Source organism: Sphaerisporangium dianthi, from assembly GCF_042654065.1.
Classification (GTDB): domain Bacteria; phylum Actinomycetota; class Actinomycetes; order Streptosporangiales; family Streptosporangiaceae; genus Sphaerisporangium; species Sphaerisporangium dianthi.
On the sequence record NZ_JBHSFP010000004.1, the window covers coordinates 190,820 to 216,567 of the forward strand.

The window sequence follows — 25,748 nt, forward strand, 5'->3', positions numbered from 1 at the left end:
TGGGCGTGCGCCCAACTCCACCCCTGGCCGGCACGTGATCCGCGGAGCCGCCCTGATCTTCGCCCTGACCGCCGCGTCCCTCACGACGCCGGCGGTCGTCACCGGTGCCTCGGCCGGTGCCGCAGGGACGGGCGCCGCGCAGGCCGTCGCGGTGACGCGAGCGCATTCCTCCGCGGGAGCTCCGGGCCAGGTCCTTCCGGCCCATGCCGGGGCCTCGACGCGGGCGCGCCCCGCCCACGCCGGGGCCGCCGCCACCGGGCGCCAGGAAACGCAGATCGTGATCAACTCGATCACGCCCCAGGCGCCGCGCGACCCGGCCTCCGAGGTGAAGATCTCCGGGGCCATCGCCAACACCGGCGCCACCACGCTCAACTCGCTCACGCTCCGCTTGCGCTTCTCCCGCCAGCCGTTCGCCACCCGCGCCGAGATGCAGGCGTTCGCCGCTGGTGGCCCGATGCTCGACTCCTCACGCGAGTCCCTGGTGGTCGGCCAGTTGGTGGCCTCCCAGAAGGTCCCCTTCGAGTTCGCCACCACGCCGGCCGAGCTGGGCATGTACCGCTTCGGCGTCTATCCCCTCACGGTCGAGATCATCGACGTGACGGGGCGGCAGCTGGCCGCGCAGAGGACGTTCCTGCCGTACGCCCCCCGAGACCAGCAGGTCGCCCGCACGAAGATCGCCTGGGCGCTCCCCATCGTCGACCAGCCCCATCGCGGCGACGACGCCACCTTCGTCGACGACGGCCTGCACGACGCTGTCGCCGACGCGGGCCGTCTGGGCAAGATCCTCAAGATCGCCGAAACCTCCACCAAGGGGGTCAACTGGTTCGTCGACCCGGCGGTGCTCGACGACGCGCAGGCCATGGCGAAGGGGTACACGCTCAAGTCCGGCGACAAGAGAACGGCCCGGCCGGGCGACCAGACCGCCTCGCAGTGGCTGCAGCGCCTGCGCACGGCTCTGCAGGACGTCCCCGTCTCCGCCGTCCCCTACGCCGACCCCGACATCGCGGCGGTCAACCACCACGGTCTGGACGCCACCACCGGCATCGCGCTCAAACAGGGCGCCGCCGTCGCCACCGCGCTGCTCGGCAAGCAGGTCACCACCGCCGTCAACTGGCCGGCGGCCGGGGTCATCGACCGCGACGCGCTCGACGTCCTGGCCGTCGGCGACGTGCGCACCGTCCTGCTGAACGCCTCCGCCCTCCCGCCGAGCGTCCCGATCACCTACACGCCCGACGCCGCCGCCACGGTGGACACCGTGCGACGGCCGGTGCGCGCGCTGCTGGCCGACCCGGTGCTGAGCGAGCTGATCGGCACGACCGGCACTTCCGCGCCGGGCGTGACCGCCCTCACCACCCAGCGCTTCCTCGCCGAGACCGCGATGATCAGCGCCGAGCGTCCCACCGAGTCGCGCTCGGTCGTGGCGGCGCCCGCACGACGGTGGAACCCCGACCCCGCGTTCGTCACCGCGCTGCTGAAGACGGCGGCCTCGGCCCCCTGGCTCAAGCCCGTCTCCCTGAGCTCGGTCAAGCCCTCGGCCAAGACCGCGGTGCCCCGCGCCGACCTGCTGTACAGCGACAAAGACCGGCAGGCCGAGCTGAACCGGGCCTACATCGGCGGCGTGAGGCAGCTCAGCAGGCGCGCCGAGCTGACCGCCACCATCACCGCGGACCACCGCCGGGTCTTCGACACCGCCCTGCTCCGCGCCGCCTCGACCGCGTGGCGCGGTCGCACCGGCGCCGCCGGGCCGCTGCTCAAGCAGGTCGACACCGCCGTGACCACGCGCACCGAGGACATCTCGATCACCAACGGGGAGGGGCGGGCGCTCGCCGGAAAGAACGGCATCGTGCCGATCAGCATCCGCAACGACCTGGGCGACCAGGACGTCACGATCGGCGTCCGCATCACCTCGGGCGACCCCAAGCTGCTCACCATCGGCGCCTTCGAGTCGCCCGTCACGATCAGTCCGGGCAAGACCCGTCCGATCGACATCCCGATGACCGCCAACGGCAGCGGCGAGACGACGGTCAAGGTGCAGCTCATCACCGCGAGCGGCATACGCTACGGCGCTCCCGTCGAGATCACCGTGCGCACCACGGGCTACGCCGCCATCGCACTGGTCATCGTGGGCGCCGCCGTGGCGGTGATGCTCGCCGCCGTGCTGCTGCGCGTCGCCCGGCGCCGCGCACGCAAGATCGTAAAAGCGCGTGACGCGGCGCGCAACGTGCCGCGCGCCGTCCCCGAACCGGCACAGCAGCGAGAGGGTCCTTCATGAGCCGGATGTTGCGCGCGAGCGCGATCATGGCCGCGGGCACCATGGTGTCCCGCCTGACCGGCTTCGTGCGTACGGCGGTGCTCGCCTCGGCGATCGGCGTCGCCGCCCTGGGCGACGCCTACAACATCGCGTACACGATCCCGTTCATCCTGTTCGACCTCCTCATCGGCGGCGTGCTCAGCAGCGTGATCGTCCCGATGATCGTCAAGGCGCAGAAGCACGACCCCGACGGCGGCCGCGCCTACGAGCAGCGGCTGATGACCGTGGCCACGCTGGCGCTGATCGCGATCGCGGTCGTCGGCGTGCTGTGCGCTCCGCTGCTGGTCGGGCTGCTCACCACCGACCTGTCCCCGCGCGACGCCGAGGTCGCCACCACGCTCGCGCGCTACATCCTGCCCCAGATCGCGTTCTTCGGCGTCGGCGCGATCGCCGGCGCCATCTTGAACACCCGCGACCGGTTCGCGGCGCCCATGTGGGCGCCCGTGCTGAACAACGTCGTGGTCATCGGGGTCGGGCTCCTGTACCACCTGGTCAGCCGCACCGGTGCGAACATCGGCGCGGTCACCGGCTCCGACCTGCTCCTGCTCGGGCTCGGCACCACGGCGGGCATCGTCATCCAGTCGATCGTCCTGGTGGTCGCGGTGCACCGCGTGGGGTTCAGGTTCGTCCCGCGGTTCGACCTGCGCAACGCCAGGCTCGGCGAGATGGGCAGGGCGGGCGTGTGGACGCTCGCGTTCGTCGGGTTCAACCAGGTCTCCTTCATCGTGACGACGAACCTCGCGACCGGCGCCACCGCCAAGGCCGGGGCCGAGCACGTCGCCGGCATCGCCTCTTACAGCTACGCCTTCCAGCTCTTCCAGCTGCCCTACGGCATCATCGCCGTCTCGGTGATCACCGCGATGCTGCCGCGCATGAGCCGGTACGCGCACGAGGGCGAGTACGGAGCCATCCGCGACGAGTTCGCCTCGGGGGTGCGCCTGGTGGCGTGCGTGATCGTGCCGTGCGGGCTGCTGCTCATGGTCCTCGGCCCGGCGGTGACGGTGCTGATCTTCGGGCACGGCAGCACCTCGGTCGAGGACGCCGTGAACATGGGCAACGTCCTGCAGGTGTTCGGGCTGGCGCTGGTGCCGTTCTCGATCTACCAACTGCTGCTGCGCGTGTTCTACAGCTTCGGCGACACCCGCACCCCCGCGTTCATCGCCGCCGGGAACGTCGCCGTGAACGCCACCGTCAGCTACGTCCTGTACCTCACGCTGCCGCCGCAGCTCATCGTCATGGGGCTCGCGGCGGCGCTCACCGCGGCGTACGTGGTCGGCGGGACGGTCGCCTGGACGCTGGCGAGCCGCAAGGTGGGCGGCGGGCTCGGCGGCCGCATCGTCGCCTCCGGGCTGTCGCGGATGTACGTCGCGGCCATCCCGGCCGCCGTGATCGCGCTCGCCGCCCTGTGGGCGACCAAAGAACTGGCCGGCGTCACGCCGCTGAGCTCGGCGATCATGCTGGTGGCGGGCGGCGGGCTCGGCGGGGCCCTCTACCTGCTCACCTCGCATCGCATGCGCATCGCGGAGATCAGCTCGATCATTGGACTTGTGGCGGGGCGGGTAGGCCGCTAGTCATAGGTAACCCGGAAGTCCGGTTCGCCCGTGTTCAAAGGGCAACACGGACGATGGCCGCTCCGGACTACGATGGTGCCCGGCGCATGGTCACGATCGCGCGCCACCGGCTGACGATGAGCAGGAGGGGCGTGGGGTCATTCGCACGGACATCGCCCGCGACCAGGGAGAGGATCACCTCATGAGCGCCCCGGCCGTGGAGCCCGGCGGCCGTCTGGCCGACCGGTTCCGCCTGGAAGACCGCGTCAGCGAGTCGGGTGGCGCCACCCTGTGGAAGGCCATCGACGAGGTGCTCGCGCGGCCCGTCTGCGTCCTCACGCTGGACCCCGACTTCGAACGCGTCTCCGAGGTGGTCACCGCCGCCCGCCGGGCCAGCCGCCTGACCGATCCCCGGCTCACTCAGGTCTTCGACGCCGCCGAGGAGAACGGCCAGGCGTACGTGGTGAGCGAGTGGGTCACCGGAGAGACCCTGACCGACATGGTGTCCTCCGGCCCCATGGCGCCCGAGCGGGCCGCCGCGCTGGTGGCCGAGGCCGCCGAGGCGGTCGCGCACGCCCACGAGTCCGGTCTGGCCCACCTGTGCCTCACCCCCGACCGCCTCATCTGGACCGCCGGCAGCACCGTCAAGCTGCTCGGGCTGGCCGTCGACGCCTCTCTGAGCGACATCGAGAGCGACAACGCCGCCCGCGAGGACGCCCAAGGGCTCGGCCGCCTGCTGTACACCGCGCTGACGGGCCACTGGCCGGGCGACGAGGACGTCGACCTGCCTCAGGCCCCGCTCGACGACGGGAAGATCTGCACGCCGCGCCAGGTCACGGCGGGTGTTCCCGGTTTCCTCGACGCCATCACCTGCCGCGCCCTGCTGCAGGAGCCGCGGCGCGGCCTGCCGGCGCTCGCGACGCCCGCCGCGGTGGCCGAGGCGCTCGCCGAGGTGCCGAGGCCCGCGCCCGTGCCGGTGTCGGCGACGCCTCCCGCGGTCAGCCTGCGCTCGGAGGCGCCGGTCGACACCGAGCCGCCCCGCCAGAACCACACCACCGCGCACCAGCGACCTCCCATGGGAGGCATGCCCCGCCGGTCGGGCAGCATGGCCGGCCGAGCCATGATCACCATCGTGGTCGTGCTGGTCATCGTGGCGGTCGGCATCGGCGCGTGGACCTTGGGCCAGACCCTCGGCAAGCGGCAGTCTCCCGCCGTCGCCACCTCCTCCCCCGCGCAGGCGCCACAGCCGAAGATCACCACGGTGAGGCCGGCGAGCGCCAACGGGTTCGACCCGCTGAGCACCGACCATTCCGAGCACCCCGAGTGGGCCCACCTGGCCATCGACGGCAAGCCGTCCACCGAGTGGCACACCGACAAGTACAACAGCGCCGAGCTCGGCGGGCTTAAAAAGGGCGTCGGCCTCATCGTGGAGCTCGGCAAGTCGACGCCGGTCGCCGATGTGGTGGTCTCGCTGGGGGACACGCCGGGGTCCAGCATCGAGTTGCGAATCGGCGACTCAGCGGACCTCGGTGCGCTGAAAACGGCCGCCAAGCAGGAGAATGTCTCCGGCACGGTGACCCTCACACCAGACAAGGCCACAAGCGGTCGGTACGTTTTGATCTGGTTTACGCGCCTTCCGGCCTTTGAGGGGAAGTTTCGTGGCACCATCTATGACGTAGTGGTGCACTCTCCCGGATCGGCATAACAGGACACGCGTTGTGAACCTTCCTCCCGATAGCCCGCCGGCGGCTCAGCACGCCGCACGGTCCGCGTTGTCCGACGCCGACCTGCTGACGAGCCATATCGGCGGCGATCCACACGCTTTCAGTGAGATCGTCCGGCGCCATCGCGACCGCATGTGGGCGGTGGCTCTGCGCACGCTCGGTGACCCCGACGAGGCGGCCGACGCCGTACAGGACGCCTTCGTCTCCGCCTACCGCAAGGCCGACAGTTTCCGCGGCGAAGCGGCGGTGACCACCTGGCTCCACCGCATCGTCGTGAACGCCTGCCTCGACCGCATGCGCCGCAAGTCGATCCGCCCGGTCGCCGACGACGAACTCGTCGAGGCCGCCGAGCGGGACACGCCGGTACCCGACCAGACCGGAGATCGCGACGTCTCCATGGAGGTCACGGCCGCCCTCAAGTTGCTCCCGGCCGACCAGCGCGCCGCGTTGGTGCTGGTGGACATGATGGGGTACTCGGTCGAGGACGCCGCTCAGGTGCTCGGTGTGCCGACCGGCACCGTCAAGAGCCGTTGCGCACGGGGACGCGCCAAACTTGCCCCGATTCTTTCCCATCTGCGGAACCGTTCGGACCTATCTCGCGTCTCATCCGCGAAGGGAGCAGAACTTCGTGACGGGTGATACGCACTACGATATGGAGATCCTTGCCGAGTTGGCAGAGGGTCTTCTCGACGGCGCCACGGCCGCGCGGGTCCGCGAGCATCTCGCGGTATGCGATCCCTGCGGGGAGAGCCTCGCCGACCTGGCCGCGGTCCGCGAGATGCTCGCGGGAGTGCCGGTGCCCGCGATGCCGATGGGCGTCGCGCTCCGCATCGACAAGGCACTGGGCGCCGAAGCCGAGACCAGGCGGTCCAGCGGCGGGCTCCGGCTCGACGAGGCGCCCGACTGGGACCGCATCATGGCCGACTCCCCCTGGGAGACCTCGCCGGCCTCTCCTTGGGAGACCACGCCCGAGCCGCCTATGACGGTTCCGGCGTCACCGCTGCGGGCGATACCCGCGGCGACCGCCGAGCCGTTCGCACCGCCGGTTCCAGAACCGCAGGAGGTCGTGCGCCTCGGCGTCGTGGCCGACGACGGCACGGTCGTCCCCGCGAGACGCCGCCGCAAGGCGTCCCGGCGGCAGGGCTGGAGAATGCCCGCGGTGGCGAGCGTGGCGGCGGCGACCGTCCTCGGTGTCGCAGGGTTGTCGGCGAGCCTGCTGTCGGCCTCGGGTCCCGGTGGGGGGACGGGAAGCGGTCCGGTCATCGCCTTGGACATCCCCACGACGGCGTCGGCGGTGCCCAGCCGGGTGCCGCAGCCCACCGTGACCACGGGGTCGGCTCCGAGCTATGTGATCGGCAAGAGCGACTTCAACTACTCCAACGCGGTGCTCAGCGGTCCGCTGGCGACCTACGTCGGCGCCTACGGCCCGGGTTCCACCGGCGACGCCTCAGGCGACCCTGGGGTGGTGCGGTGCATCACCCGCATCTCCGAGCAGGTGGGAGACCAGTTGGGCTCGCGGAAGAACCCCAACCCGATCGGCGTCGACCAGGCGTTCTACCAGGGCAGTGAGGCCACAGTGATGGCCTTCTGGAAGAATCGTCTGCACAATGCCGTGTGGGTGTACGTCGTGGACGACAACTGCCGCAACATGCGGCCGCCGTCGGTGAGCCGCTGGCAGTAGGCAGGAATCGCAGGGAGGGACGTCCCGTCCCTCCCGGATCAGTGTCGAACAAGTCCTCCGCGGGTCCCCGCGGAGGGCTTTTTCTTGTGGAAGGCGCGGCTTTCCTGGGGTGGGAATCCCGGACGCCTAGGATCTGTTGACGCCACTGGCATCCACGAACGGGTTACCAGAGCCGGACAGCGTGCGGCGACGCACATCGGCGATCAGCCGGGACACCATGCGCAGAAAGGCGAGAGGCGTGAGCGACGTCCGTAATGTGATCATCATTGGGTCCGGCCCGGCCGGTTATACGGCGGCGGTCTACGCGGCGCGCGCCGATCTCAACCCTCTCGTGTTCGAGGGATCCGTCACCGCCGGTGGCGCGCTCATGAACACGACCGAGGTCGAGAACTTCCCCGGCTTCCCGGACGGCATCATGGGTCCGGAACTGATGGACAACTTCCGCAAGCAGGCCGAGCGCTTCGGCGCCGAGCTGGTCGCGGACGATGTCGTCGAGGTCGACCTGACCCGGACGCCCAAGGTCGTCAAGACCGCGACCGAGACCCACCTGGCCAAGACGGTCATCGTCGCCACCGGCTCGGGATACCGCGAGCTCGGTCTGCCGAACGAGAAGCGGCTGTCCGGCCGCGGCGTCTCCTGGTGTGCCACCTGCGACGGCTTCTTCTTCCGTGACCAGGACATCGTGGTCGTCGGAGGCGGCGACACCGCCATGGAGGAGGCCACCTTCCTCAGCCGCTTCGCCAGGACGGTCACCGTGATCCATCGCCGTTCCGAACTGCGCGCCAGCAAGATCATGCAGGACCGCGCCTTCGCGAACGAGAAGATCCGCTTCCTCTGGGACAGCCAGGTCGTCGACGTCGTCGGAGACACCCGGGTGTCCGGGATCAAGGTCAGCAACGTCGTCACCGGCGAACAGACCGAGCTGGCCGTGGGCGGCATGTTCGTCGCCATCGGACACGACCCGCGCAGCGAGCTGTTCAAGGGCCAGCTCAAGCTGGACGACGAGGGCTACATCAAGGTCGACGGGCAGAGCACCAGGACCAACCTGGACGGCGTCTTCGCCTGCGGCGACGTCGTCGACCACACCTACCGCCAGGCCATCACCGCCGCGGGCACCGGCTGCGCGGCGGCGATCGACGCCGAACGGTGGCTCGCGGACAGCGCCGACACCGTCGCGACCGCCACCAGTTCGACCGCCACCAGTTGACCGTCACCGCAACCCGCCAAAAGTCAAGGGGAGAACATCGTGGGCGACATCAAGTCCGTAACCGACGCCACCTTCGAGGCCGAGGTGCTCAAGAGCGACAAGCCCGTGCTCGTCGACTTCTGGGCCGAGTGGTGCGGCCCGTGCCGGCAGGTCGCGCCGATCCTGCAGGAGATCGCGGCCGAGCACGCCGACAAGCTCACCATCGTCAAGATCAACATTGACGAGAACCCGGCGACCCCGCGCGACTATGGCGTGCTCCAGATCCCGACCCTGAACGTCTACAAGGGTGGAGAGGTCGTGAAGCAGATCATCGGAGCCAAGCCGAAGGCCATGCTGCTCCGCGAGCTCGACGGCGTCATCTAGAAGCCCCTGCGACTCGCGCCATCGGCGACCGGGCGAGCCGTACCACCCCGCCGCCTCCTTCCGGGCGGCACGCCCACCCAGCGGAGCCCTTCGCGCCACCGGCGCGGAGGGCTCTGTGTCGTTCGCGGGCGCCGATGGTCGCCGGGCGGAGCTGAGATCACCCTCAGACGGGGCGAAGGGCGCGTTCTGGGCTCATGGAGCCCAGCAGACGCTCCAGCGCCACCTCGACGTCCTCGCGCCATGAGGCCGCGGTCTTGAGCTCCAACCTCAGCCGCGGGAATCGCAGATGGGGGCGTACCGTCTTGAACCCCACGGCCAGCAAATACTCGGCGGGCATGACGCAGCCCGGTTGCTCCCATTTGAGGTCACCGAACGCCTCGATCGCCCGAACTCCGCGCCGCGTCAGGTCTTTCGCCACCCCCTGGATCAGCATGCGGCCGAGCCCGCCGCCGGAGAATTCCGGGATGATGTGCGCGGTCATCAGCAGGACGGCGTCCGCGCTGACCGGAGAGGTGGGGAAGGCCACCGAGCGTGGCACGTAAAGCGGCGGCGCGTAGAGCACGAAACCGGCCGGAACCCCGTCGACGTAGCAGATCTTGCCGCAGCTGCCCCACTCGAGCAGGGTCGCCGAGATCCACGCCTCCTTCTCCAGCTCTGGATCGCCGGCCATCTGCGCACGCTCACCGCTGACCGGGTCGAGCTCCCAGAAGACACATCGCCGGCAGCGGCGCGGCAGATCATCAAGGTTGTCCAGCGTGACGTTGACCAGCCGACGCGACACCTCGTCCCCCAATCCTTGCGAGACCACGCGAGTCATGGCGGAAATGCGCACGAATCACGGCGTCTCCAAACTGGCATGGTAGCCGAGTGAAAGGGGATAGGCGGGTCCTGCCGTCCGAACTTCCCCCGCCAGTCGCCGTCACTGGCGCCGTCACTGGCGCCGTCCTGTCGCGGCCGGAGGACCGCCGAGAATCTCCGAGCAGGGCGAAGACCACGCCGAGCCCGTGAGAGCCACTCCGGACCGCCGCCGGCGTTCCCCGGAGATGCCTCCACCGGCGATTCGCCGAGGGCCGAGGCGGCTTGGGCGGGGAGCCTCCGCGCACCCCGGAAGAGGGAAAGCGCACCCCAGAAATCCCGGTCGAAATGCCGGAAGAAGAACCTGGAGTGAGTAATTCGGGGAAGCGTTCGAGGTCTCTGCCGTAGTCTGGTCACTCCGCAACAAACCTGGCTCGGCTATGCCCTAGGAGGTGGACCGTGACGGAAGAGCAGGATCACGGTCGGAGGACGGCGACCCACGGGTCGCGCATCGACGCCTACATCGATCGGTACGCCGCACGCGCGGCCGGCATGGTGGCCTCCGAGATCCGAGCTCTTTTCGCCGTCGCATCGAGGCCCGAGGTGGTCTCGCTGGCCGGCGGCATGCCGTACGTCACGGCCCTCCCCCTCGACACCGTCGGCGAGATCGTCGCCGACCTGGTGGCCCATCGCGGCACCGTGGCCCTGCAGTACGGCTCCGGCCAGGGCGATCCTCACCTGCGCGAGCAGATCTGCGAGGTCATGCGCCTGGAGGGCATCGAGGCCGGCCCCGACGACGTCGTCGTCACTGTCGGTTCCCAGCAGGCCCTCGACCTGATCACGCGCATCTTCATCGACCCGGGCGACGTGGTCCTCGCCGAAGGCCCCTCCTACGTCGGCGCCCTGGGCACGTTCGCCGCCTACCAGGCGTCCGTGGTGCACGTCGCCATGGACGACGAGGGGCTCATCCCCGAAGAGCTCTCCGCGACCATCGACGCGCTGGCACGCGAAGGCCGCCGCATCAAGTTCCTCTACACCGTGCCGAACTTCCAGAACCCCGCCGGGGTCACGCTCAGCGCCGCACGCCGCCACCAGGTCTTGGAGATCTGCCACAGGGCCGATGTGCTGGTGGTGGAGGACAACCCGTACGGCCTGCTGGGCTTCGACGGCGACCCCATGCGGGCGTTGCGGGCGGACGACCCGGACGGCGTGGTCTATCTCGGTTCGTTCTCCAAGACGCTGGCCCCCGGCTTCCGCGTCGGCTGGGCGCTGGCCCCGCACGCCGTCCGGGACAAGCTGGTGCTGGCCATGGAGTCCGCCGTCCTGTCGCATTCGAGCTTCTCGCAGCTGGCCGTCGGGCAATACCTGGCGAGCCAGCCGTGGCGCGAGCAGATCAAGTCGTTCCGCGAGCTCTACCGCGAGCGGCGTGACGCCCTGCTCGGCGCGATGGAAGCGCTCATGCCGCCCGGCTGCGTCTGGACGCGGCCCGCCGGCGGGTTCTTCGTCTGGATGACGCTGCCCGAAGGGCTCGACTCCAAGGCGATCCTGCCCCGAGCCGTCGCCGAGCGGGTGGCGTTCGTGCCCGGCACGGGTTTCTACGCCGACGGCTCCGGCGCGCGACACATGCGCCTGTCGTACTGCTACCCCGAGCCCGACCGCATCCGTGAGGGTGTCCGCAGGCTGTCCGGAGTGATCCAGCAAGAACTGCTCATACGCGACACGTTCGGCACCGGGTCCGCCCCCGCCCACGGTGGGGTGGACACCCCCGGCCCCGACCTAGCCTGAAAGACGACGTGCGGCAGGCGCCTCCCCCGGCAGGGGTGGCGCCTGCCCTTTGAAGAGCGAGCGGTAGAAAGGTCCTCGATGAGCGATCTCGGTCATGTGCTGGTACTTGCGGGCGGGCTGTCCTACGAGCGCGAGGTCTCCCTGCGCTCGGGTCGTCGCGTGAGCGAAGTGCTTCGTGCGTCCGGGGTCGACGTCGAGACGCGGGACACCGACGCGAGCCTCGTTCCCTCCGTCCTGGCCGATCCTCCGGACGTGGTGTTCGTGACGCTGCACGGCGGCAGCGGCGAGGACGGCGCCATCCGCTCGGTGCTCGAACTGCTCGACCTGCCGTACGTGGGCGCCGCGCCTGAGGCCTGTCGCATCGCCTTCGACAAGCCGACGGCCAAGACGATGGTCCGCTCGGTCGGCGTCCGCACGCCCGACGCCGTCGTGCTCCCCAAAGAGACCTTCCACGACCTCGGCGCGTCGGCCGTGCTCGGCCGCATCATCGACCGGCTCGGCCTGCCGCTGTTCGTCAAGCCGTCGCACGGCGGGTCGGCGCTGGGCGGTTCCATCGTCCGCAAGGCCGACGAACTGCCCGCGGCCATGGTCGGATGCTTCGCCTACGGCGACACGGCGCTGGTCGAGCAGTACGTCGAGGGCGTGGAGGTCGCGGTCTCGGTGATCGACCTCGGGGACGGGCCCACCGCCCTGCCGCCGGTCGAGATCGTCGCCGACGAGGGCGTGTACGACTACTCCGCGCGCTACACGGCGGGGCGCACCGAGTTCTTCGCGCCGGCGCGGCTCAGGCCGGAGGTCGCGGAGGCGTGCGCTCAGCTCGCCGTCACCGCGCACACGGCCCTCGGGCTGCGCGACCTCTCCCGCACCGACATCATCGTCGACGCCAAGGGGCAGCCGCACTTCCTGGAGGTCAACGTCGCCCCCGGGATGACCGAGACATCCCTGATGCCGATGGCCGTGGAGGCCGCAGGAGAGGACCTCGGCGCCATCTGCCGCGGCCTTCTCCACGCCGCCGTCAAGCGCGCCCGCTGACCACCCTCCCGGCCGGCTCCATCGCGGCCCGCCGCGCTCAGCCGCTCTGTCACAGCGTCGCTCTACCGCTCCAGGACTTCCTGGAGCGGCCCGGCCCGCGGGTGGCGAGGTCCGCGGCGTAGCCTTGCGGCGTGATCGAACAGCTTTACTCCAAGAGCTTCGCGAGCGACAACCACGCCGGAGCCCATCCCGCCGTCATCGAGGCCGTGACCGCCGCCAACACCGGCGACGCCCCCGCGTACGGCGACGACGCCTGGACCGGCGCGCTGGCCGAGCAGGTGCGCGCCGAGTTCGGTGACCACGCCACGAGCCTGGTCGTGCTCAACGGCACCGGCGCCAACATGCTCTCCCTGAGCATGATGCTGGGACGCCGGTACGAGGCGATCATCTGCCCGGAGACGGCGCACATCGCCACCCACGAGACGGGAGCCAGCGAGCGGGTGCTCGGAGTCAAGCTCGTCACCGTCCCGACGCGGGACGGGAAGCTGACTCCCGCCGACATCACCGCGCGGCTCGGCGGGCGAGGCAACATCAGCGAGGTGCAGCCGCGCGTCGTGTCCATCTCACAGGTCACCGAGCTCGGCACCTGCTACACCGCCGACGAGGTCGCCGCGATCGCCCGCACCGCTCACGACAACGGCCTGCTGCTCCACATGGACGGAGCCCGCCTGGCCAACGCCGCCGCCCACCTCGGCTGCTCACTGCGCGAACTGACCACCGAGGCCGGGGTGGACGTGCTCAGCTTCGGGGCGAGCAAGAATGGCGCCGCCGTCGGGGAAGCGGTGATCGTCCTGCGCCCGGACCTCGCGGAGGCCGGACCGTACCTCCGGCGACAGACGCTTCAGCTCGCCTCCAAGATGCGCTTCGTCTCGGCCCAGGTTTCCGTGCTGCTGACCGGCGAGCTGTGGCGGCGCAACGCCGAACACGCGAACGCGATGGCACGCCGGCTCGCCGAGAGCGTCGCAGATGTCCCTGGGCTGAGCATCACGTGGCCGGTCGAGTCCAACGCCGTCTTCGCCTCACTGCCGGCCGAGGTGATTCCCGAGCTCCAGGCGCGTTACCTGTTCCACGTGTGGGACGCCTCGCTCGGCATCGTCCGCTGGATGACGGCGTTCGACACCTCCCCCGAAGATGTGGACACCTTCGCCGCCGACATCCGCCAGGCCCTCAAGGCCGCGACCTCCTGACCGCGCGCCGGGAACCGCTGCCCCTGACCATGGCCAGGCATCGCCGCCTTCCGGCCGCACGCCAGGAACCGCTGCCTCGTGGCCCGGTACGCAAGACCGGCCCAGCGGCCACCCGGCTCCGGCATCACGTTTCACGTGAAACATGCGGCAGGTTGGCGGTCGCCTTCTGGCGTCCAAACGACCGGCCTCGACCATGACATCGATCCACCGTTTCACGTGAAACACGTCGCGCGCGGGTCGTCCTTCAGGGTCGACCCCGCCACGCCCGAGGCCGGGCCTGTTTCACGTGAAACACCGCATCTCCTTGTCCCCCTTCGCTGCGCCGAGGAAGGGGTGAGCTATCCCTCAACGGCGCGAGGACATGCGCGGTCGACGTGACGGACGCGCGGGGTTGCGCACCCTCGCCGTTCGCCGAAGAAAGACCCAGGTGTCCCCTCAGCGGCGCGAGGACGTGCGCGATCGACACGACAGACCTGAGGGGCGTGCACGCTCTCGTCGTATCGCCGCTCCGGCGGCGGCAGGGGTATCAGGGAGCCTTCGAGTGCCGACCACCGAACGCTCCTCGGAGAGCCGGACGGCAGAGACGGCCCGAGAGCCGGACCTCAAACGGCCTGAAGGCCAGGCGGTCGGGGCGGTCTCCGGAGGGACAGCTCCGGAGGGACAGCTCCGGAGGGACAGCTCCGGAGGGTCTCTCTTCGGGGGGCAGTCTCCGGAGTCGGTCTCGGAGGTCGGTCTTCGGAGGGTCAGTCTTCGGGGGCGTAGATGACGGTGGCGGCTTCGGGGGCCATGGCGCCGATGATGCGTTCGAGGTCGTCCATCGTGGCGAACTCCACGACGATGCGGCCCTTGTGGCGACCGAGGTCCACCTTGACGCGGGTCTCGAAATGGTCGGACAGCCGGTGGGCGAGATGTGCCAGGACCGGCTCGGGGGCGTCCTTCACACGGCGCGCCCGGGGCGCGGGGGCCGCGGTCGCCTCGCCCATGGAGACGATCTCCTCCACGGTGCGCACGGACAGCCCCTCGGCGAAGATGCGGTTCGCGAGGTGCTCCTGTGCCGCCGGATCGCTGAGCCCGAGCAGCGCCCGCGCGTGGCCCGCGCTGATCGTGCCGGCCGCCACGCGTGTCTGGACGCTGGCGGGCAGGTTGAGCAGGCGCAGAGTGTTGGTGATGTGCGAGCGGGAACGTCCGACCCGCTGGGCGAGCTGCTCGTGCGTCGCGCCGAAGTCGTCCAGGAGCTGACGGTAGGCCGCGGCCTCCTCCAGCGCGTTGAGCTGCTCCCGCTGGAGGTTCTCGATGAGCGCCTCGCGGAGCATCTCGTCGTCCTGGGTGCTCCGGACGATCGCGGGGATCTCCGTCATGCCCAGCAGCTTCGACGCGCGCCAGCGCCGCTCCCCCATGATCAGCTCGTAGCGTCCATCGCCCGCGGCGCGCACCACGATGGGCTGGAGGAGCCCGACCTCGCTGATGGAGTCGGCGAGCTCGCGGAGCGCGTCCTCGTCGAAGATGTCCCTGGGCTGCCGTGAGTTCGGGATCACCGAGCTGAGCGGGATCTCCAGGAAGTACGCCCCCGCGACCGGCTTCGGCCCGTCATCGACGACCGGCGGGGCTTGCTCGACCGACCCCGCCGGGCTCGGCGCCTCGACGACCGGCCCGTTGGGGATCAGGGCCGCGAGCCCCTTCCCCAATCCACCACGCCTCTGCTGAGCCACGACTCCTCCTCGCCCAACGCCTCGCCTGCGCGGAGACGGTCACCACCGGCACCGCCTCTGTCGCCGCGTATTCCTCGAATTCGGTCTTGATCGGCCGGAACCCGGCGCGGGACGCTCCACAGGAGGGTACCGCTGCCGGAGGGGGTCAGCTTCCCGCCACGGCCGCGGCACGGAAGGCGATCTCTCGCGCCGCCTCCATGTACGCCAGGGCGCCGCTGGAGCCCGCGTCGTAGGTCAGCACGGACTGGCCGTAGCTGGGCGCCTCGGACACCCGGACACTCCGCGGGATGACCGTGTTGAGGACGGTGTCACCGAAGTGGGACCGAACTTCGTCGGCCACCTGCGACGCCAGCCGCGTGCGGCCGTCGTACATCGTGAGCAGGATGGTCGAGACCTTGAGCTTCTGGTTGAGGTGGACGCGGACCAGCTCGACGTTCTGCAGGAGCTGGCTGACGCCTTCCAGCGCGTAGTACTCGCACTGGATGGGGATCATGACCTCCTCGGCCGCGACCATGGCGTTCACGGTGAGCAGACCGAGCGACGGCGGGCAGTCGATGAGGATGTAGTCCAGGTCGACCGCGTCGAAGGCCTCCAGCGCCCGCTTGAGCCGCGCCTCGCGGGCGACCAGCGACACCAGCTCGATCTCGGCGCCGGCCAGGCCGATGGTCGCCGGAGCGCAGTACAGGTTGGGCATGTCGGGCACCGGGCTGACGATCTCTTTGAGCGGCAGGTCCTCGACCAGCACCTGGTAGACCGAGGGAATGTCACCGCGGTGTTCGACGGACAGCGCGGTGGAGGCGTTGCCCTGAGGGTCGAGGTCGACGACGAGCACACGCTGGCCGTGCATCGACAGCCCCGCCGCGAGGTTGACCGCCGTCGTCGTCTTGCCGACACCGCCCTTCTGGTTGGCGATGGTGATGATCCGCGGCTTCGGGGGACGCGGCCAGTCCCCCTCCTGCAGGGAGGACGAATAGCCGATCGAAGCGGCGGCCACCGGAGCTGATGGAGTTGTTTCACGTGAAACCACTGAGCTGAGCGCCTCTCGGACCAGCGGCGAATCGCCGGGGTTAAGGGGGGACTGAGACACGGTCGTCGTCCTTTCAACCGGCGGGGCGGCATCAGGGGAGATCGGCCAGCCGAGACCTGAGGGCCTTCCGCTTGTGGCGGAGACATGACCAGCGGGCCATCCAAGGCCGCCTGCCGTATCCGGCATAACCGTCACCTCTTCCGTCGGCGCCGCGCACCCTGCGCACTTCGAGCTGGCGAGCGTCCGGCGACCACCCGGACGAGAGTCGCGGGCGGATCGACCTTACCGCGCCCGACCGTGACAAGTTCGGCAGAACGCACCCCGTAGGTCTCCAATTGCCGTGTCGCGTCGTCGAGTTCCTCTGCGGCGCGTTCCCCCTTCATCGCAAGGAGCTGTCCGCCTTCGCGCAGGAGGGGCAGAGACCAGGCGAGCAGGCGGTCGAGCGGCGCGACGGCGCGCGCGGAGGCCACGTCGAAGACCCGCTTGCCCACCAGTTCTTCGGCGCGTCCGCGAAGCACCTCGACGTTGTCCAGCTTGAGCTCCTCAACGCACTCCTCCAGGAACGTCGTCCTGCGCAGGAGCGGCTCAAGAAGGGTCACGCTCACATCGGGCCGCACGATCGCCAGCACGATGCCGGGCAGCCCGGCTCCGGAACCGATGTCGACCAGGTGCGCGTCCTCGGGCACCGCCTCGGCCACCACGGCGCAGTTGAGCAGGTGCCGGTCCCAGATGCGCGAGACCTCCCTGGGTCCGAGCAGCCCTCGCACGACGCCGGGACCCGCCAGCATCTCAGCGAACGCCCTGGCCCGGGGCCACGCCTCACCGGTGAAGACCGCGCGCGCCGCATCGGGCGCGTCGGGCAGTTCATCGCTTTCCGCCATCACTCACTCAACTAGAACGGTCACCATATCTTCGCGTAAGGGTAGCCCTCTCCGCCGTCGCCGACGGCTCGACGCGTCCGATCAGCGAGGCCGCGCCCGGCGTGCCGCTCCGAGACAGGGCGGTGGAGTGATCAGGGCAAGCGGACCGGCGCCCGCACGGCGAGAAGGCCCTACAGCGCTACAAACGGGACGACGCATCGGATGGCCGGGCGCACGCGGGCGGGAAGAGCCTGAACGGCCGAAGGCCGCCGATCCTCACGAATCGGCGGCCTTCGCCCGAGTTGCCAGGCTTGTTCGCTTCGCGCCTCTGTGGCGAGGGCGCTCTCTGCGGTCAGGCGGGGAGGACGACGACGTAGCGCTCGGGCTCCTCGCCCTCGGACTCGCTCCGCAGGCCGGCCGCGGCGACGGCGTCGTGCACGATCTTGCGCTCGAAAGGCGTCATCGGCTGCAGGGACTTGGCCTCGCCTGAGCGCTTGACATCCTCGGCGGTCTTGGCACCGAGCTTGCTCAGCTCGGCGCGCTTGCCCTGCCGGTAACCGGCGACGTCGAGCATCAGGCGGGAACGTTCGCCCGTGCGGCGGTGCACGGCGAGGCGGGTGAGCTCCTGCAGCGCTTCCAGCACCTCGCCGTTCTCGCCGACGAGGTCGTTGCCCTTGATGTCAACGATGGACACGAGGGCGCGGTCGCCTTCGACGTCCATGTCGATATCGCCGTCGAGGTCGGCGATGTCCAGCAGACCTTCGAGGTAGTCGGCCGCGATCTCGCCCTCCTGCTCCAGCGCGGCGATGTCGGGCGCGGCCTTCGGGGCCTGCTCCTCGTTGACTTCGGTCACGTCCGGACTCTCCTTTAAGACAACCGGCTACGGCTTCTTGCTACCTGTGCGCTTGCTGCGCGGCTGCCGCGTGGGCTGCTGACGAACGATCTTCTGTTCCGGCTCCGGCGGCGGCGCGTCGGCGGGCTCCTTGGCTTCGGCCTTCCCCGGCAGGATCTTGCTCAGCAGCCCTGGCTTGGGCTCGGGCGTCACCATGTTGCCCTTGGCGTCGACCACCGGCATCGGATGCCGGCTGTAGAACCAGTGTTGCTGACCCAAGGTCCACAGGTTGGTGGTGACCCAGTAAAGGATAAGCCCGAGAGCGAAGTTCAAGCTGAAGATCGCGAACAGCGGCGAGATGTACATCAGGATCTTCTGCTGCTGCGCCATGGGGTTGTCGGGCATCTGCGCCATGGAGCGCGTGACGCTCTGCCGCACCGTGAGGAAGGTGGTGGCGGAGCTGACCGCCACGAAGATCCCCAGGATGATCTTCGTGATGATCGGGTCGGCGCCGAGGGCGTGGATCTCGGCCCCGCTGGTGAAGAACGTCGCGGGGATCGGCGCGCCGAAGATGTGGGCGGACCGCGCGGAGTCCACCATCTCCTGCGTCATGCCGTGGGCGGCCTTGTCCTCGGCGATCGACCGCAGCACGGTGAACACGGAGATGAAGATCGGGAACTGGGCCACCACGGGCAGGCAGCCGCCCAGCGGGTTGGCGCCGGCCTCCTGGTAGACCTTCATGACCTCCTGGTTCATGCGCTGCTTGTCGTTCTTGTACCGCTTGCGCAGCTCTTGCACCTTGGGGGCGAGTTCCTGCATCTTCTTCGACGAGCGCATCTGCTTGAGGAAGAGCGGGAAGATCAGCAGACGCATCAGCACGGTGAGCGTGATGATGGTCAGTGCCCAGTTCAGCCCGTTGTCCGGGGGGATGATGACGCTGTACGCCGCGTGAATCCACGCGATCACCGTCGCTACCGCGGTGTACAGCGGTTCCAGGAATGTCAGCTCCACCGAGCTAGCTCCCTTGCGTTTCGTCGTGGGACCGGACCGGGCGCGGAGGCACCGGGTCGTAACCTCCCGGGTGGAAGGGGTGGCAACGCCCGATTCGCCTGGCGGTCAGCCACAGCCCGCGCAACGCGCCGTGGACGGCGATCGCCTCGAGGCCATAGGCACTGCAGGACGGTTCGAAGCGGCATCGCGGCCCAAGGAGGGGGCTTATGAAGGCTCGATAGAACCGGATCGGGGCGATGAGGACACGGGCGCTCACCGAGATCGCGGGGGACCGCCCCGTGTCCACGGTCGCGCTCGGCGAGGGAATCATGTGCCCGCCCGCGTCCCGTTCTCTCGCCTCTGGATCTCCGTTGGTCATGCCTGTCCGTCCGTCGCGGCCGGGCGATCGGACCGTCGCCCAGACGCCCGCCGCCCGATCAACCGGTCCAGCGCGGCGTCGAGCTCGGCGGCGAGGTGCTCGCTTCGCGCGGACGCCGCCTGTGGATTGGCGCGTACAACAAGCAGGCTACCTCGCGGGAGCGCATGCAGGCGGGGCCGCATCAGGTGCCTCAGCCGACGCTTGACCTGGTTGCGGACGACCGCGCCGCCGACCGCCTTGCTGACCACGAAGCCGACCAGGGGAGGGTCGTGGGGATCGCCCCGGTCGCTGAAGTGGGCGACCAGGGCGGGGCGCCCCGCGCGCCTTCCTTTTCGGATCGCGCTCGCGAACTCTTCGGCCCGGCGCATTCGGGAGGCGGACGGCAGCACGACTGGACCTGCTTTCAGACCGGCAGACGCCCGGGCACGGCTATCGCCCGCCGGTCAGTTCCGACGGGCGAGGCGAACACGCACCGGGCGCTCGACGCTGTCAGGCGGACAGCTCCGCGCGGCCCTTGCGACGGCGGGCGGCGAGGATGGCGCGGCCGGCCCGCGTGCGCATGCGCAGCCGGAAGCCGTGGGTCTTCGCGCGACGACGGTTGTTCGGCTGGAAAGTACGCTTGCTCACGAGTGGGCTCCAGGCTTGAGTTCACCCGCACACGGTGCGAGCGATTGACACACAGGGCATGGCCTGTCTATTGCGTGGGCACGCCAAAGTGCCGTCGCGCGACAAGCCGACCGTCGTACGTTACGGGGCCGGAAGGCCGGAGGTCAAACCGGAACGGTGCGCATGTGTCTTCGCCAACCGGACGACCGTGCCCGCCGGCAGCCCCCGTACCGGGGTTCCCGCCCCAGGTTATCCACTATTCCACAGGGTGGATTTCCACCGCCGCCGCGTCATCCACAGTATGTGCACCACCTCGCCCCCAGCCTGCCACTAGGCTGTGGACAACGTCTTGAACAGGGATGTGCACAGCGCTACTGTCGGCCCTCCGGACCTACCCTCCATCTCACCGATGTGCACGGAAGCACGCTTGGAAGGTTGTGGACCACGAGTGGCCCCTGTGGACACTGTGTGGACTACGTGTGGATCCCTTGTGGACCACCGGAGGCAGCCTGCGGACAACGCTGTGGGGACAGCCGCGAGGCCCGGCGCCATCGGAGCATGCTCCGTGGAGCGTCCTTGTGGAAAACAGATCGCGGCGAGCGTGCGGGGGCCGCGTTAGGGAGGAGGGGCCGGACAATGGATGGCGTCGACCTCGGCCCATTGTGGGCCCGGGCGCTTGAGAGCTTCGCCGAGGGCAGCGTTCCGCCCCAGCAGCGCGCGTGGCTGAACATGACCCGGCCGTTCGGGCTCGTCAACGACACGATCATCCTCGCCGCCCCCAACGACTTCGCCAAGGACGTCCTCGAGACCAAGCTGCGCCCGTTGATCGCGCAGGCGCTCTCGCAGGAGTTCGGGCGTCCGATGCGCGTGGCCGTCATGGTGGACCCCGTGGCCGTCGCCGGCGACCCCCAGGGCCCGGGTCCCGAGGGATATCCCCAGGCCCCCTCGCCTGGTTATCCCCATGGTGGACAACCGCAGCAGGGCTACGGACAGCCTGGCAGGCAGGGCTCGATGGGCCAGCAGCCCTTTCCCGACCAGGGCGTGTCCACCGACTATCCACAGGGCAGACCACAGGCGCAGCCGTACTCCTATCCCTATGGTGGAAACCCCGAGGAGTCCTACGGAGGCGGCCCGGCGGGGCCCGCACAGACCTACCGTCAGGACGGTTACCAGGGGGCGGGCGAGGCCTTCCCCGGCCGCCCGCCGGCCCAGTCCGGCCAGCCCGGGCAAGAGAAGGGTCACCCTTCCCAGCAAGAGCCCGCGGCGTCCCAGCCGTTCCCTCGCGGTGAGTCGTCCCAGCCCTACAACTCGCACAACGAGGGCTCCCAGCAGTACGCGCAGGGCGAGGCCGCGCAGCAGTACCCGCGCGGCGACGGGTCACAGCCCTTCCCGCGGGGTGAGAGCCCTCAGCCGTTCCAGCACTCCGACGGGTCCCAGCCGTTCCATCGCGCCGAGGGCTCGCAGGCGTATCCCCGCGGCGAGTCGGCGCAGCCGTACGGGCAGGGCGACGGCTCCCAGCCCTACGCGCAGGGCGAGGCGTCACGTCCTTATCCTCCGCAGGCGGGCGGTTACGGCGGGCAGGCTCCGTACGCGGGCAATCCCGAGAGCCGGCCGCCGCGTCCGCGCCAGGAGCCCGAGACCTACGACCGCCCGGCGCAGAACCGCTGGGACAGCCGGGGCGGCAAACCGGGCGAGCCGGGCAGGCTCAACCCCAAGTACACCTTCGAGACCTTCGTCATCGGAGCGTCCAACAGGTTCGCGCACGCGGCCGCCGTGGCGGTCGCCGAGGCGCCGGCCAAGGCGTACAACCCGCTGTTCATCTACGGTGACTCGGGTCTGGGCAAGACCCACCTCCTGCACGCCATCGGCCATTACGCGCAACGCCTCTACGACGGCGCCCGCGTGCGGTACGTGAGCTCCGAGGAGTTCACCAACGACTTCATCAACTCCATCCGCGACCACAAGGCCGACGGGTTCCGGGCGCGCTACCGGGCTGTGGACATCCTGCTCGTGGACGACATCCAGTTCCTGGAGGGCAAGGAGCAGACGCAGGAGGAGTTCTTCCACACCTTCAACACGCTGCACAACGCCAACAAGCAGATCGTCATCTCCAGCGACCGGGCGCCCAAGCAACTGGTGACCCTGGAGGACCGGCTCCGCAACCGTTTCGAGTGGGGCCTGATCACCGACGTCCAGCCGCCCGAACTCGAGACGCGCATCGCCATCCTGCGCAAGAAGGCCATCCAGGAAGGGCTCGCGGCGCCGGGCGACGTGCTCGAGTACATCGCCAGCAAGATCTCCACCAACATCCGCGAACTGGAGGGGGCGCTCATCCGGGTCACCGCGTTCGCCAGCCTCAACCGGCAGTCCGTCGACCTGCAGCTCGCGGAGGTCGTGCTCAAGGACCTCATCACCGAGGACTCCAGCACCGAGATCACCATCGCGACGATCATGGCGCAGACGGCGGCCTACTTCGGGCTGTCGATCGACGACCTGTGCGGCAGCTCGCGGTCGCGGGTGCTCGTGACGGCCCGCCAGATCGCCATGTACCTGGCGCGCGAGCTCACCGACCTGTCCCTTCCCAAGATCGGTCAGCAGTTCGGCGGCCGTGACCACACGACGGTCATGCACGCCGAGCGCAAGATCCGCTCGCTGATGGCGGAGCGGCGGTCGATGTACAACCAGGTCACAGAACTGACCAACCGCATCAAACAGAATTCCCGTAACGCATGATGATCCACAGCCTGTGGATATCTCTGTGGATCAGTGCATGGTGTCGATGAATGACCGGAATGCCCGGACCGAACGGCGATCAACCAAGCGTCCGGTTGGGAAAGTCCGACTCGGAGCCTGGGGACAAATCTGGGGACATCCTGGGGAAGACCTGGGGACTACTCGTGGATGAGCTGGGGACGCCCTGTGGGCAGTGCCAGAACGCATACCCGAGAAGGCCTTCTACCCCGTGGATAACCGGTGGAAACCTCGTGGATGACCGGTGGATGAAGACCCCGGAAACTGGGGACGGCCTGTGTGCAACGTTCGGTCATCCCCAGGCGAGGCGCGGAAACCCACCGCCCACCCACAGGAGCGGTGGACAAAAAAGGGGCGCTGAGCTGCGGGAACACCCGTCTTCCACAGTATCCACCCCCCCTAATGTGACGACCTGTATCTCTCTCTACTAAGAACTCAAGATCCATAGAAGGGTTCTCGCGGTGCTCCCGTGCGGGAGAGTGAACACTTGAATCAACGGCGAAGAGCAGTCGAGCCGTGATCAAGACCGCGAGCTAGGCACAGCCAAAGCCGAAGACGACAGGAGGCGGTTCGACGTGATGTTCCGTGTCGACCGAGACGTACTCGCAGAAGCGGTCGCCTGGACCGCGCGCAGCCTGCCAGCCCGGCCCTCGGTGCCGGTTCTGGCCGGAATGCGGTTGGAGGTCACCGAGGAGCAGCAGCTCAAGCTCTCGGGCTTCGACTACGAGGTCTCCGCCGAGGTGACCCTTGAGCTGCAGACCGGTGACCCCGGCCTGGTGCTCGTCTCAGGCCGCCTGCTCGCGGAGATCACGCGCGCGCTTCCCTCACAGCCTGTGGACTTCGTGGTGGAAGGCGCCAAGGCCGTCGTCACCTGTGGAAGCGCCAGGTTCACCCTGCTGACGATGCCCGCCGAGGACTACCCCTCGCTGCCCGCGATGCCTCCCGCGGCCGGCCGGGTCGGCAGCGACATCTTCTCCTCGGCCGTCGCCCAGGTCGCCGTCGCGGCGGGCAAGGACGACACGCTGCCCATGCTCACCGGCGTGCGCATGGAGATCGAGGGCGACACCGTGACCCTCGCGGCCACCGACCGCTACCGCCTGGCCGTCCGCGAGCTGAAGTGGCAGCCCGACCAGCCCGACTTCTCGGCCATCGCCATGATCCCCGGCAGGACCCTCGCCGACACCGCCAAGTCGCTGACCACGGGCGCCGAGGTCGAGATCGCCCTCAGCTCCTCCGGCGGCACGGGCGAAGGCATGATCGGCTTCTCCAGCGCCGGGCGGCGCACCACCACCAGGCTCCTGGACCCTGAGTTCCCCAAGTACCGCTCGTTGCTGCCGACGGAGTTCTCGGCCCACGCCGACCTCGCCACCTCGGCGTTCGTCGAGGCGGTCAAGCGCGTCGCCCTGGTCGCCGAGCGCAACACGCCGGTGCGCCTGGCGTTCCACGGCGGCGAGGTCGTGCTGGAGGCCGGCAGCGGCGACGAGGCGCAGGCGGTCGAGGTGCTGCCGGTCGACTTCGACGGCGACGAGATCAACATCGCCTTCAACCACCAGTTCCTGCTGGAAGGGCTCGGCGCGATCGACTCCGACGTGGCGCGCCTGCAGTTCACCACGTCCACCAAGCCCGCCATCCTCACAGGTGGCAAGCCTGTGGACGAGGGTCTGACCCCTGACTACCGGTACCTCATCATGCCCATCAGACTGTCCAGCTAGGATCCCCCTGGTCCACATCAAATGGACAGGGTGGGGCAAGGTACGACGCGGGGGACACGTCGTCAATGATGAAGAAAGTCGCAAGGGGTGGCAGTGATGCAAATCGGCATGGTGGGGCTGGGCAAGATGGGCGGCAACATGGCCGAGAGGCTGCGCCGCGCCGGGCATGACGTGATCGGCTACGACCGCCACCCCGAGAACAGCGACGTGGCCGGCCTCGACGAGCTCGTCCAGCGTCTCCAGGCCCCCAGGGTCGTGTGGGTCATGGTCCCGGCCGGCGACCCCACCAGGGCGACGATCGACCAGCTCTGCGAGGCGCTGTCGCCGGGCGACATCGTCGTGGACGGGGGCAACTCCCACTATCGCGACGACAAGAAGCACGCCGACCAGCTCGGCTCCCGCGGCATCGGCTTCGTCGACGTCGGCGTCAGCGGCGGGGTATGGGGCCTGCAGAACGGCTACGCCCTGATGGTCGGCGGCGACGCCGAGCACGTCGACCGGCTCATGCCGATCTTCCAGTCGCTCAAGCCCGAGGGCGAGGACGGCTACGTCCACGCCGGCACGGTGGGCGCGGGCCACTTCGCCAAGATGGTCCACAACGGCATTGAGTACGGCATTATGCAGGCCTTCGCCGAGGGCTGGGAGCTCCTGGAGGCCACCGACATCGTCACCGACGTGCCCGGGGCCTTCAAGAGCTGGCGCACCGGCACGGTGATCCGCTCCTGGCTGCTCGACCTGCTGGTGCGGGCGCTCGACCAGGACCCCGACCTGTCCGAGCTCAAGGGCTACGCCGAAGACTCCGGAGAGGGCCGCTGGACGGTCCAGGCCGCGGTGGACCACGCCGTCCCGCTGCCGGCCATCACGGCGGCCCTGTACGCCCGTTTCTCCTCGCGCCAGGAGGACTCCCCGGCCATGAAGATGGTCGCGGCGCTGCGCAACCAGTTCGGCGGCCACGCGGTGGCCTCCGCCGAGGGCCAGCGCACCAAGGGCGCCGACGCGCCCGGCGCGGACGTCACGCCCCCGGTCGAGGCCCAGCACTGATCCTCCGCCGGGACACCACGCCGGCCCGCCGCAAGGGCGCTCCCCCCACCGCCAGGCCGCCTCGCGTTCCCTGAAGGCCGGCGCACCGCGCCTCCGGTGAGGGCTTCGGCGCCGCGGTTCCGTCCGGGCGCGCCTCGTCCTCCGGACGCCACGCCGGCACGCATCCTGGTCCCCGTTGGCCACACCCTGTGGAGAACGTACCGTTC

The 25,748-nt window shown here is 69.5% G+C and carries 22 protein-coding genes; 13 read left to right on the plus strand and 9 right to left on the minus strand.

Annotated features, from left to right (window positions below; all coding sequences use genetic code 11):
- Positions 1 to 34 precede the first annotated feature (34 nt).
- The 7 genes from ACFO60_RS08775 (at position 35) to trxA (ending at position 8,836) form a co-directional block, all read left to right on the plus strand.
- Entirely contained in the window at positions 35 to 2,272 is a 2,238-nt protein-coding gene (locus ACFO60_RS08775) for a DUF6049 family protein (RefSeq protein ID WP_380838989.1), read from the plus strand.
- Complete coding sequence (gene murJ, locus ACFO60_RS08780; protein ID WP_380838991.1) at positions 2,269 to 3,882, plus strand: murein biosynthesis integral membrane protein MurJ; 1,614 nt, start codon at positions 2,269 to 2,271, stop codon at positions 3,880 to 3,882. The genes ACFO60_RS08775 and murJ overlap by 4 nt, the downstream gene beginning before the upstream one ends.
- Positions 3,883 to 4,063: 181 nt before the next feature.
- Positions 4,064 to 5,566, plus strand: a complete 1,503-nt coding sequence (locus ACFO60_RS08785; protein WP_380838993.1) for a protein kinase family protein — start codon at positions 4,064 to 4,066, stop codon at positions 5,564 to 5,566.
- A gap of 13 nt (positions 5,567 to 5,579) precedes the next feature.
- Positions 5,580 to 6,224, plus strand: a complete 645-nt coding sequence (gene sigM / locus ACFO60_RS08790) for an RNA polymerase sigma factor SigM (protein ID WP_380838995.1) — start codon at positions 5,580 to 5,582, stop codon at positions 6,222 to 6,224.
- A gap of 13 nt (positions 6,225 to 6,237) precedes the next feature.
- Positions 6,238 to 7,266: a zf-HC2 domain-containing protein gene (locus tag ACFO60_RS08795; RefSeq protein ID WP_380838997.1), complete on the plus strand. Its 1,029-nt coding sequence runs from the start codon at positions 6,238 to 6,240 to the stop codon at positions 7,264 to 7,266.
- 238 nt (positions 7,267 to 7,504) lie between these two features.
- Positions 7,505 to 8,473 carry a thioredoxin-disulfide reductase gene (trxB, locus tag ACFO60_RS08800; RefSeq protein WP_380838998.1) on the plus strand — a complete coding sequence of 323 codons (969 nt, stop codon included), beginning with the start codon at positions 7,505 to 7,507 and terminating at the stop codon, positions 8,471 to 8,473.
- A 39-nt stretch (positions 8,474 to 8,512) separates the two neighbouring features.
- Positions 8,513 to 8,836 carry a thioredoxin gene (gene trxA, locus ACFO60_RS08805; RefSeq protein ID WP_465269876.1) on the plus strand — a complete coding sequence of 108 codons (324 nt, stop codon included), beginning with the start codon at positions 8,513 to 8,515 and terminating at the stop codon, positions 8,834 to 8,836.
- 163 nt (positions 8,837 to 8,999) lie between these two features.
- Here the strand turns inward: trxA and ACFO60_RS08810 are convergent, their stop codons facing one another.
- Entirely contained in the window at positions 9,000 to 9,617 is a 618-nt protein-coding gene (locus ACFO60_RS08810) for a GNAT family N-acetyltransferase (RefSeq protein ID WP_380839000.1), read from the minus strand.
- A 566-nt stretch (positions 9,618 to 10,183) separates the two neighbouring features.
- Here ACFO60_RS08810 and ACFO60_RS08815 point away from each other — a divergent pair.
- The 3 genes from ACFO60_RS08815 to ACFO60_RS08825 all read left to right on the plus strand — a co-directional run bounded on the left by ACFO60_RS08815 (position 10,184) and on the right by ACFO60_RS08825 (position 13,635).
- Positions 10,184 to 11,416: an aminotransferase-like domain-containing protein gene (locus ACFO60_RS08815; protein ID WP_380839324.1), complete on the plus strand. Its 1,233-nt coding sequence runs from the start codon at positions 10,184 to 10,186 to the stop codon at positions 11,414 to 11,416.
- A gap of 78 nt (positions 11,417 to 11,494) precedes the next feature.
- Positions 11,495 to 12,448 (plus strand): D-alanine--D-alanine ligase family protein, encoded by a 954-nt coding sequence (locus ACFO60_RS08820; protein ID WP_380839002.1) that lies wholly within the window; start codon positions 11,495 to 11,497, stop codon positions 12,446 to 12,448.
- Positions 12,449 to 12,579: 131 nt separating this feature from the next.
- Positions 12,580 to 13,635, plus strand: coding sequence for a threonine aldolase family protein (locus ACFO60_RS08825; protein ID WP_380839004.1), 1,056 nt, complete (start codon positions 12,580 to 12,582; stop codon positions 13,633 to 13,635).
- A 743-nt stretch (positions 13,636 to 14,378) separates the two neighbouring features.
- On the opposite strand, the gene ACFO60_RS08830 is transcribed toward ACFO60_RS08825, so the two are convergent.
- From ACFO60_RS08830 to rpmH, 8 genes are all read right to left on the minus strand, one after another.
- Positions 14,379 to 15,344 (minus strand): ParB/RepB/Spo0J family partition protein, encoded by a 966-nt coding sequence (locus ACFO60_RS08830; RefSeq protein WP_380839006.1) that lies wholly within the window; start codon positions 15,342 to 15,344, stop codon positions 14,379 to 14,381.
- Positions 15,345 to 15,489: 145 nt separating this feature from the next.
- The gene (locus tag ACFO60_RS08835) at positions 15,490 to 16,338 is read right to left on the minus strand and encodes a ParA family protein (RefSeq protein ID WP_380839008.1); all 849 of its coding nucleotides are present in this window, start codon (positions 16,336 to 16,338) and stop codon (positions 15,490 to 15,492) included.
- A gap of 224 nt (positions 16,339 to 16,562) precedes the next feature.
- Complete coding sequence (gene rsmG / locus ACFO60_RS08840) at positions 16,563 to 17,252, minus strand: 16S rRNA (guanine(527)-N(7))-methyltransferase RsmG (RefSeq protein ID WP_380839010.1); 690 nt, start codon at positions 17,250 to 17,252, stop codon at positions 16,563 to 16,565.
- A gap of 331 nt (positions 17,253 to 17,583) precedes the next feature.
- Positions 17,584 to 18,084, minus strand: a complete 501-nt coding sequence (locus ACFO60_RS08845; protein WP_380839012.1) for a Jag family protein — start codon at positions 18,082 to 18,084, stop codon at positions 17,584 to 17,586.
- A 27-nt stretch (positions 18,085 to 18,111) separates the two neighbouring features.
- Positions 18,112 to 19,074 carry a membrane protein insertase YidC gene (yidC, locus tag ACFO60_RS08850; protein WP_380839014.1) on the minus strand — a complete coding sequence of 321 codons (963 nt, stop codon included), beginning with the start codon at positions 19,072 to 19,074 and terminating at the stop codon, positions 18,112 to 18,114.
- A 4-nt stretch (positions 19,075 to 19,078) separates the two neighbouring features.
- Positions 19,079 to 19,384, minus strand: coding sequence for a membrane protein insertion efficiency factor YidD (gene yidD / locus ACFO60_RS08855; RefSeq protein ID WP_465269877.1), 306 nt, complete (start codon positions 19,382 to 19,384; stop codon positions 19,079 to 19,081).
- A gap of 44 nt (positions 19,385 to 19,428) precedes the next feature.
- A complete protein-coding gene (rnpA, locus tag ACFO60_RS08860) occupies positions 19,429 to 19,821 on the minus strand; it encodes a ribonuclease P protein component (protein WP_380839016.1) in 393 nt (130 codons plus the stop codon).
- Positions 19,822 to 19,921: 100 nt separating this feature from the next.
- Positions 19,922 to 20,059, minus strand: coding sequence for a 50S ribosomal protein L34 (gene rpmH / locus ACFO60_RS08865; protein WP_010849920.1), 138 nt, complete (start codon positions 20,057 to 20,059; stop codon positions 19,922 to 19,924).
- A 615-nt stretch (positions 20,060 to 20,674) separates the two neighbouring features.
- Between rpmH and dnaA the strand changes: the two genes are divergently transcribed.
- From dnaA to gnd, 3 genes are all read left to right on the plus strand, one after another.
- Positions 20,675 to 22,771 (plus strand): chromosomal replication initiator protein DnaA, encoded by a 2,097-nt coding sequence (gene dnaA, locus ACFO60_RS08870; protein WP_380839017.1) that lies wholly within the window; start codon positions 20,675 to 20,677, stop codon positions 22,769 to 22,771.
- 593 nt (positions 22,772 to 23,364) lie between these two features.
- A complete protein-coding gene (gene dnaN / locus ACFO60_RS08875) occupies positions 23,365 to 24,501 on the plus strand; it encodes a DNA polymerase III subunit beta (protein WP_380839019.1) in 1,137 nt (378 codons plus the stop codon).
- A gap of 96 nt (positions 24,502 to 24,597) precedes the next feature.
- On the plus strand, positions 24,598 to 25,542 hold the full coding sequence (gene gnd / locus ACFO60_RS08880; protein ID WP_380839328.1) for a phosphogluconate dehydrogenase (NAD(+)-dependent, decarboxylating): 945 nt from the start codon (positions 24,598 to 24,600) through the stop codon (positions 25,540 to 25,542).
- Positions 25,543 to 25,748: the final 206 nt, after the last annotated feature.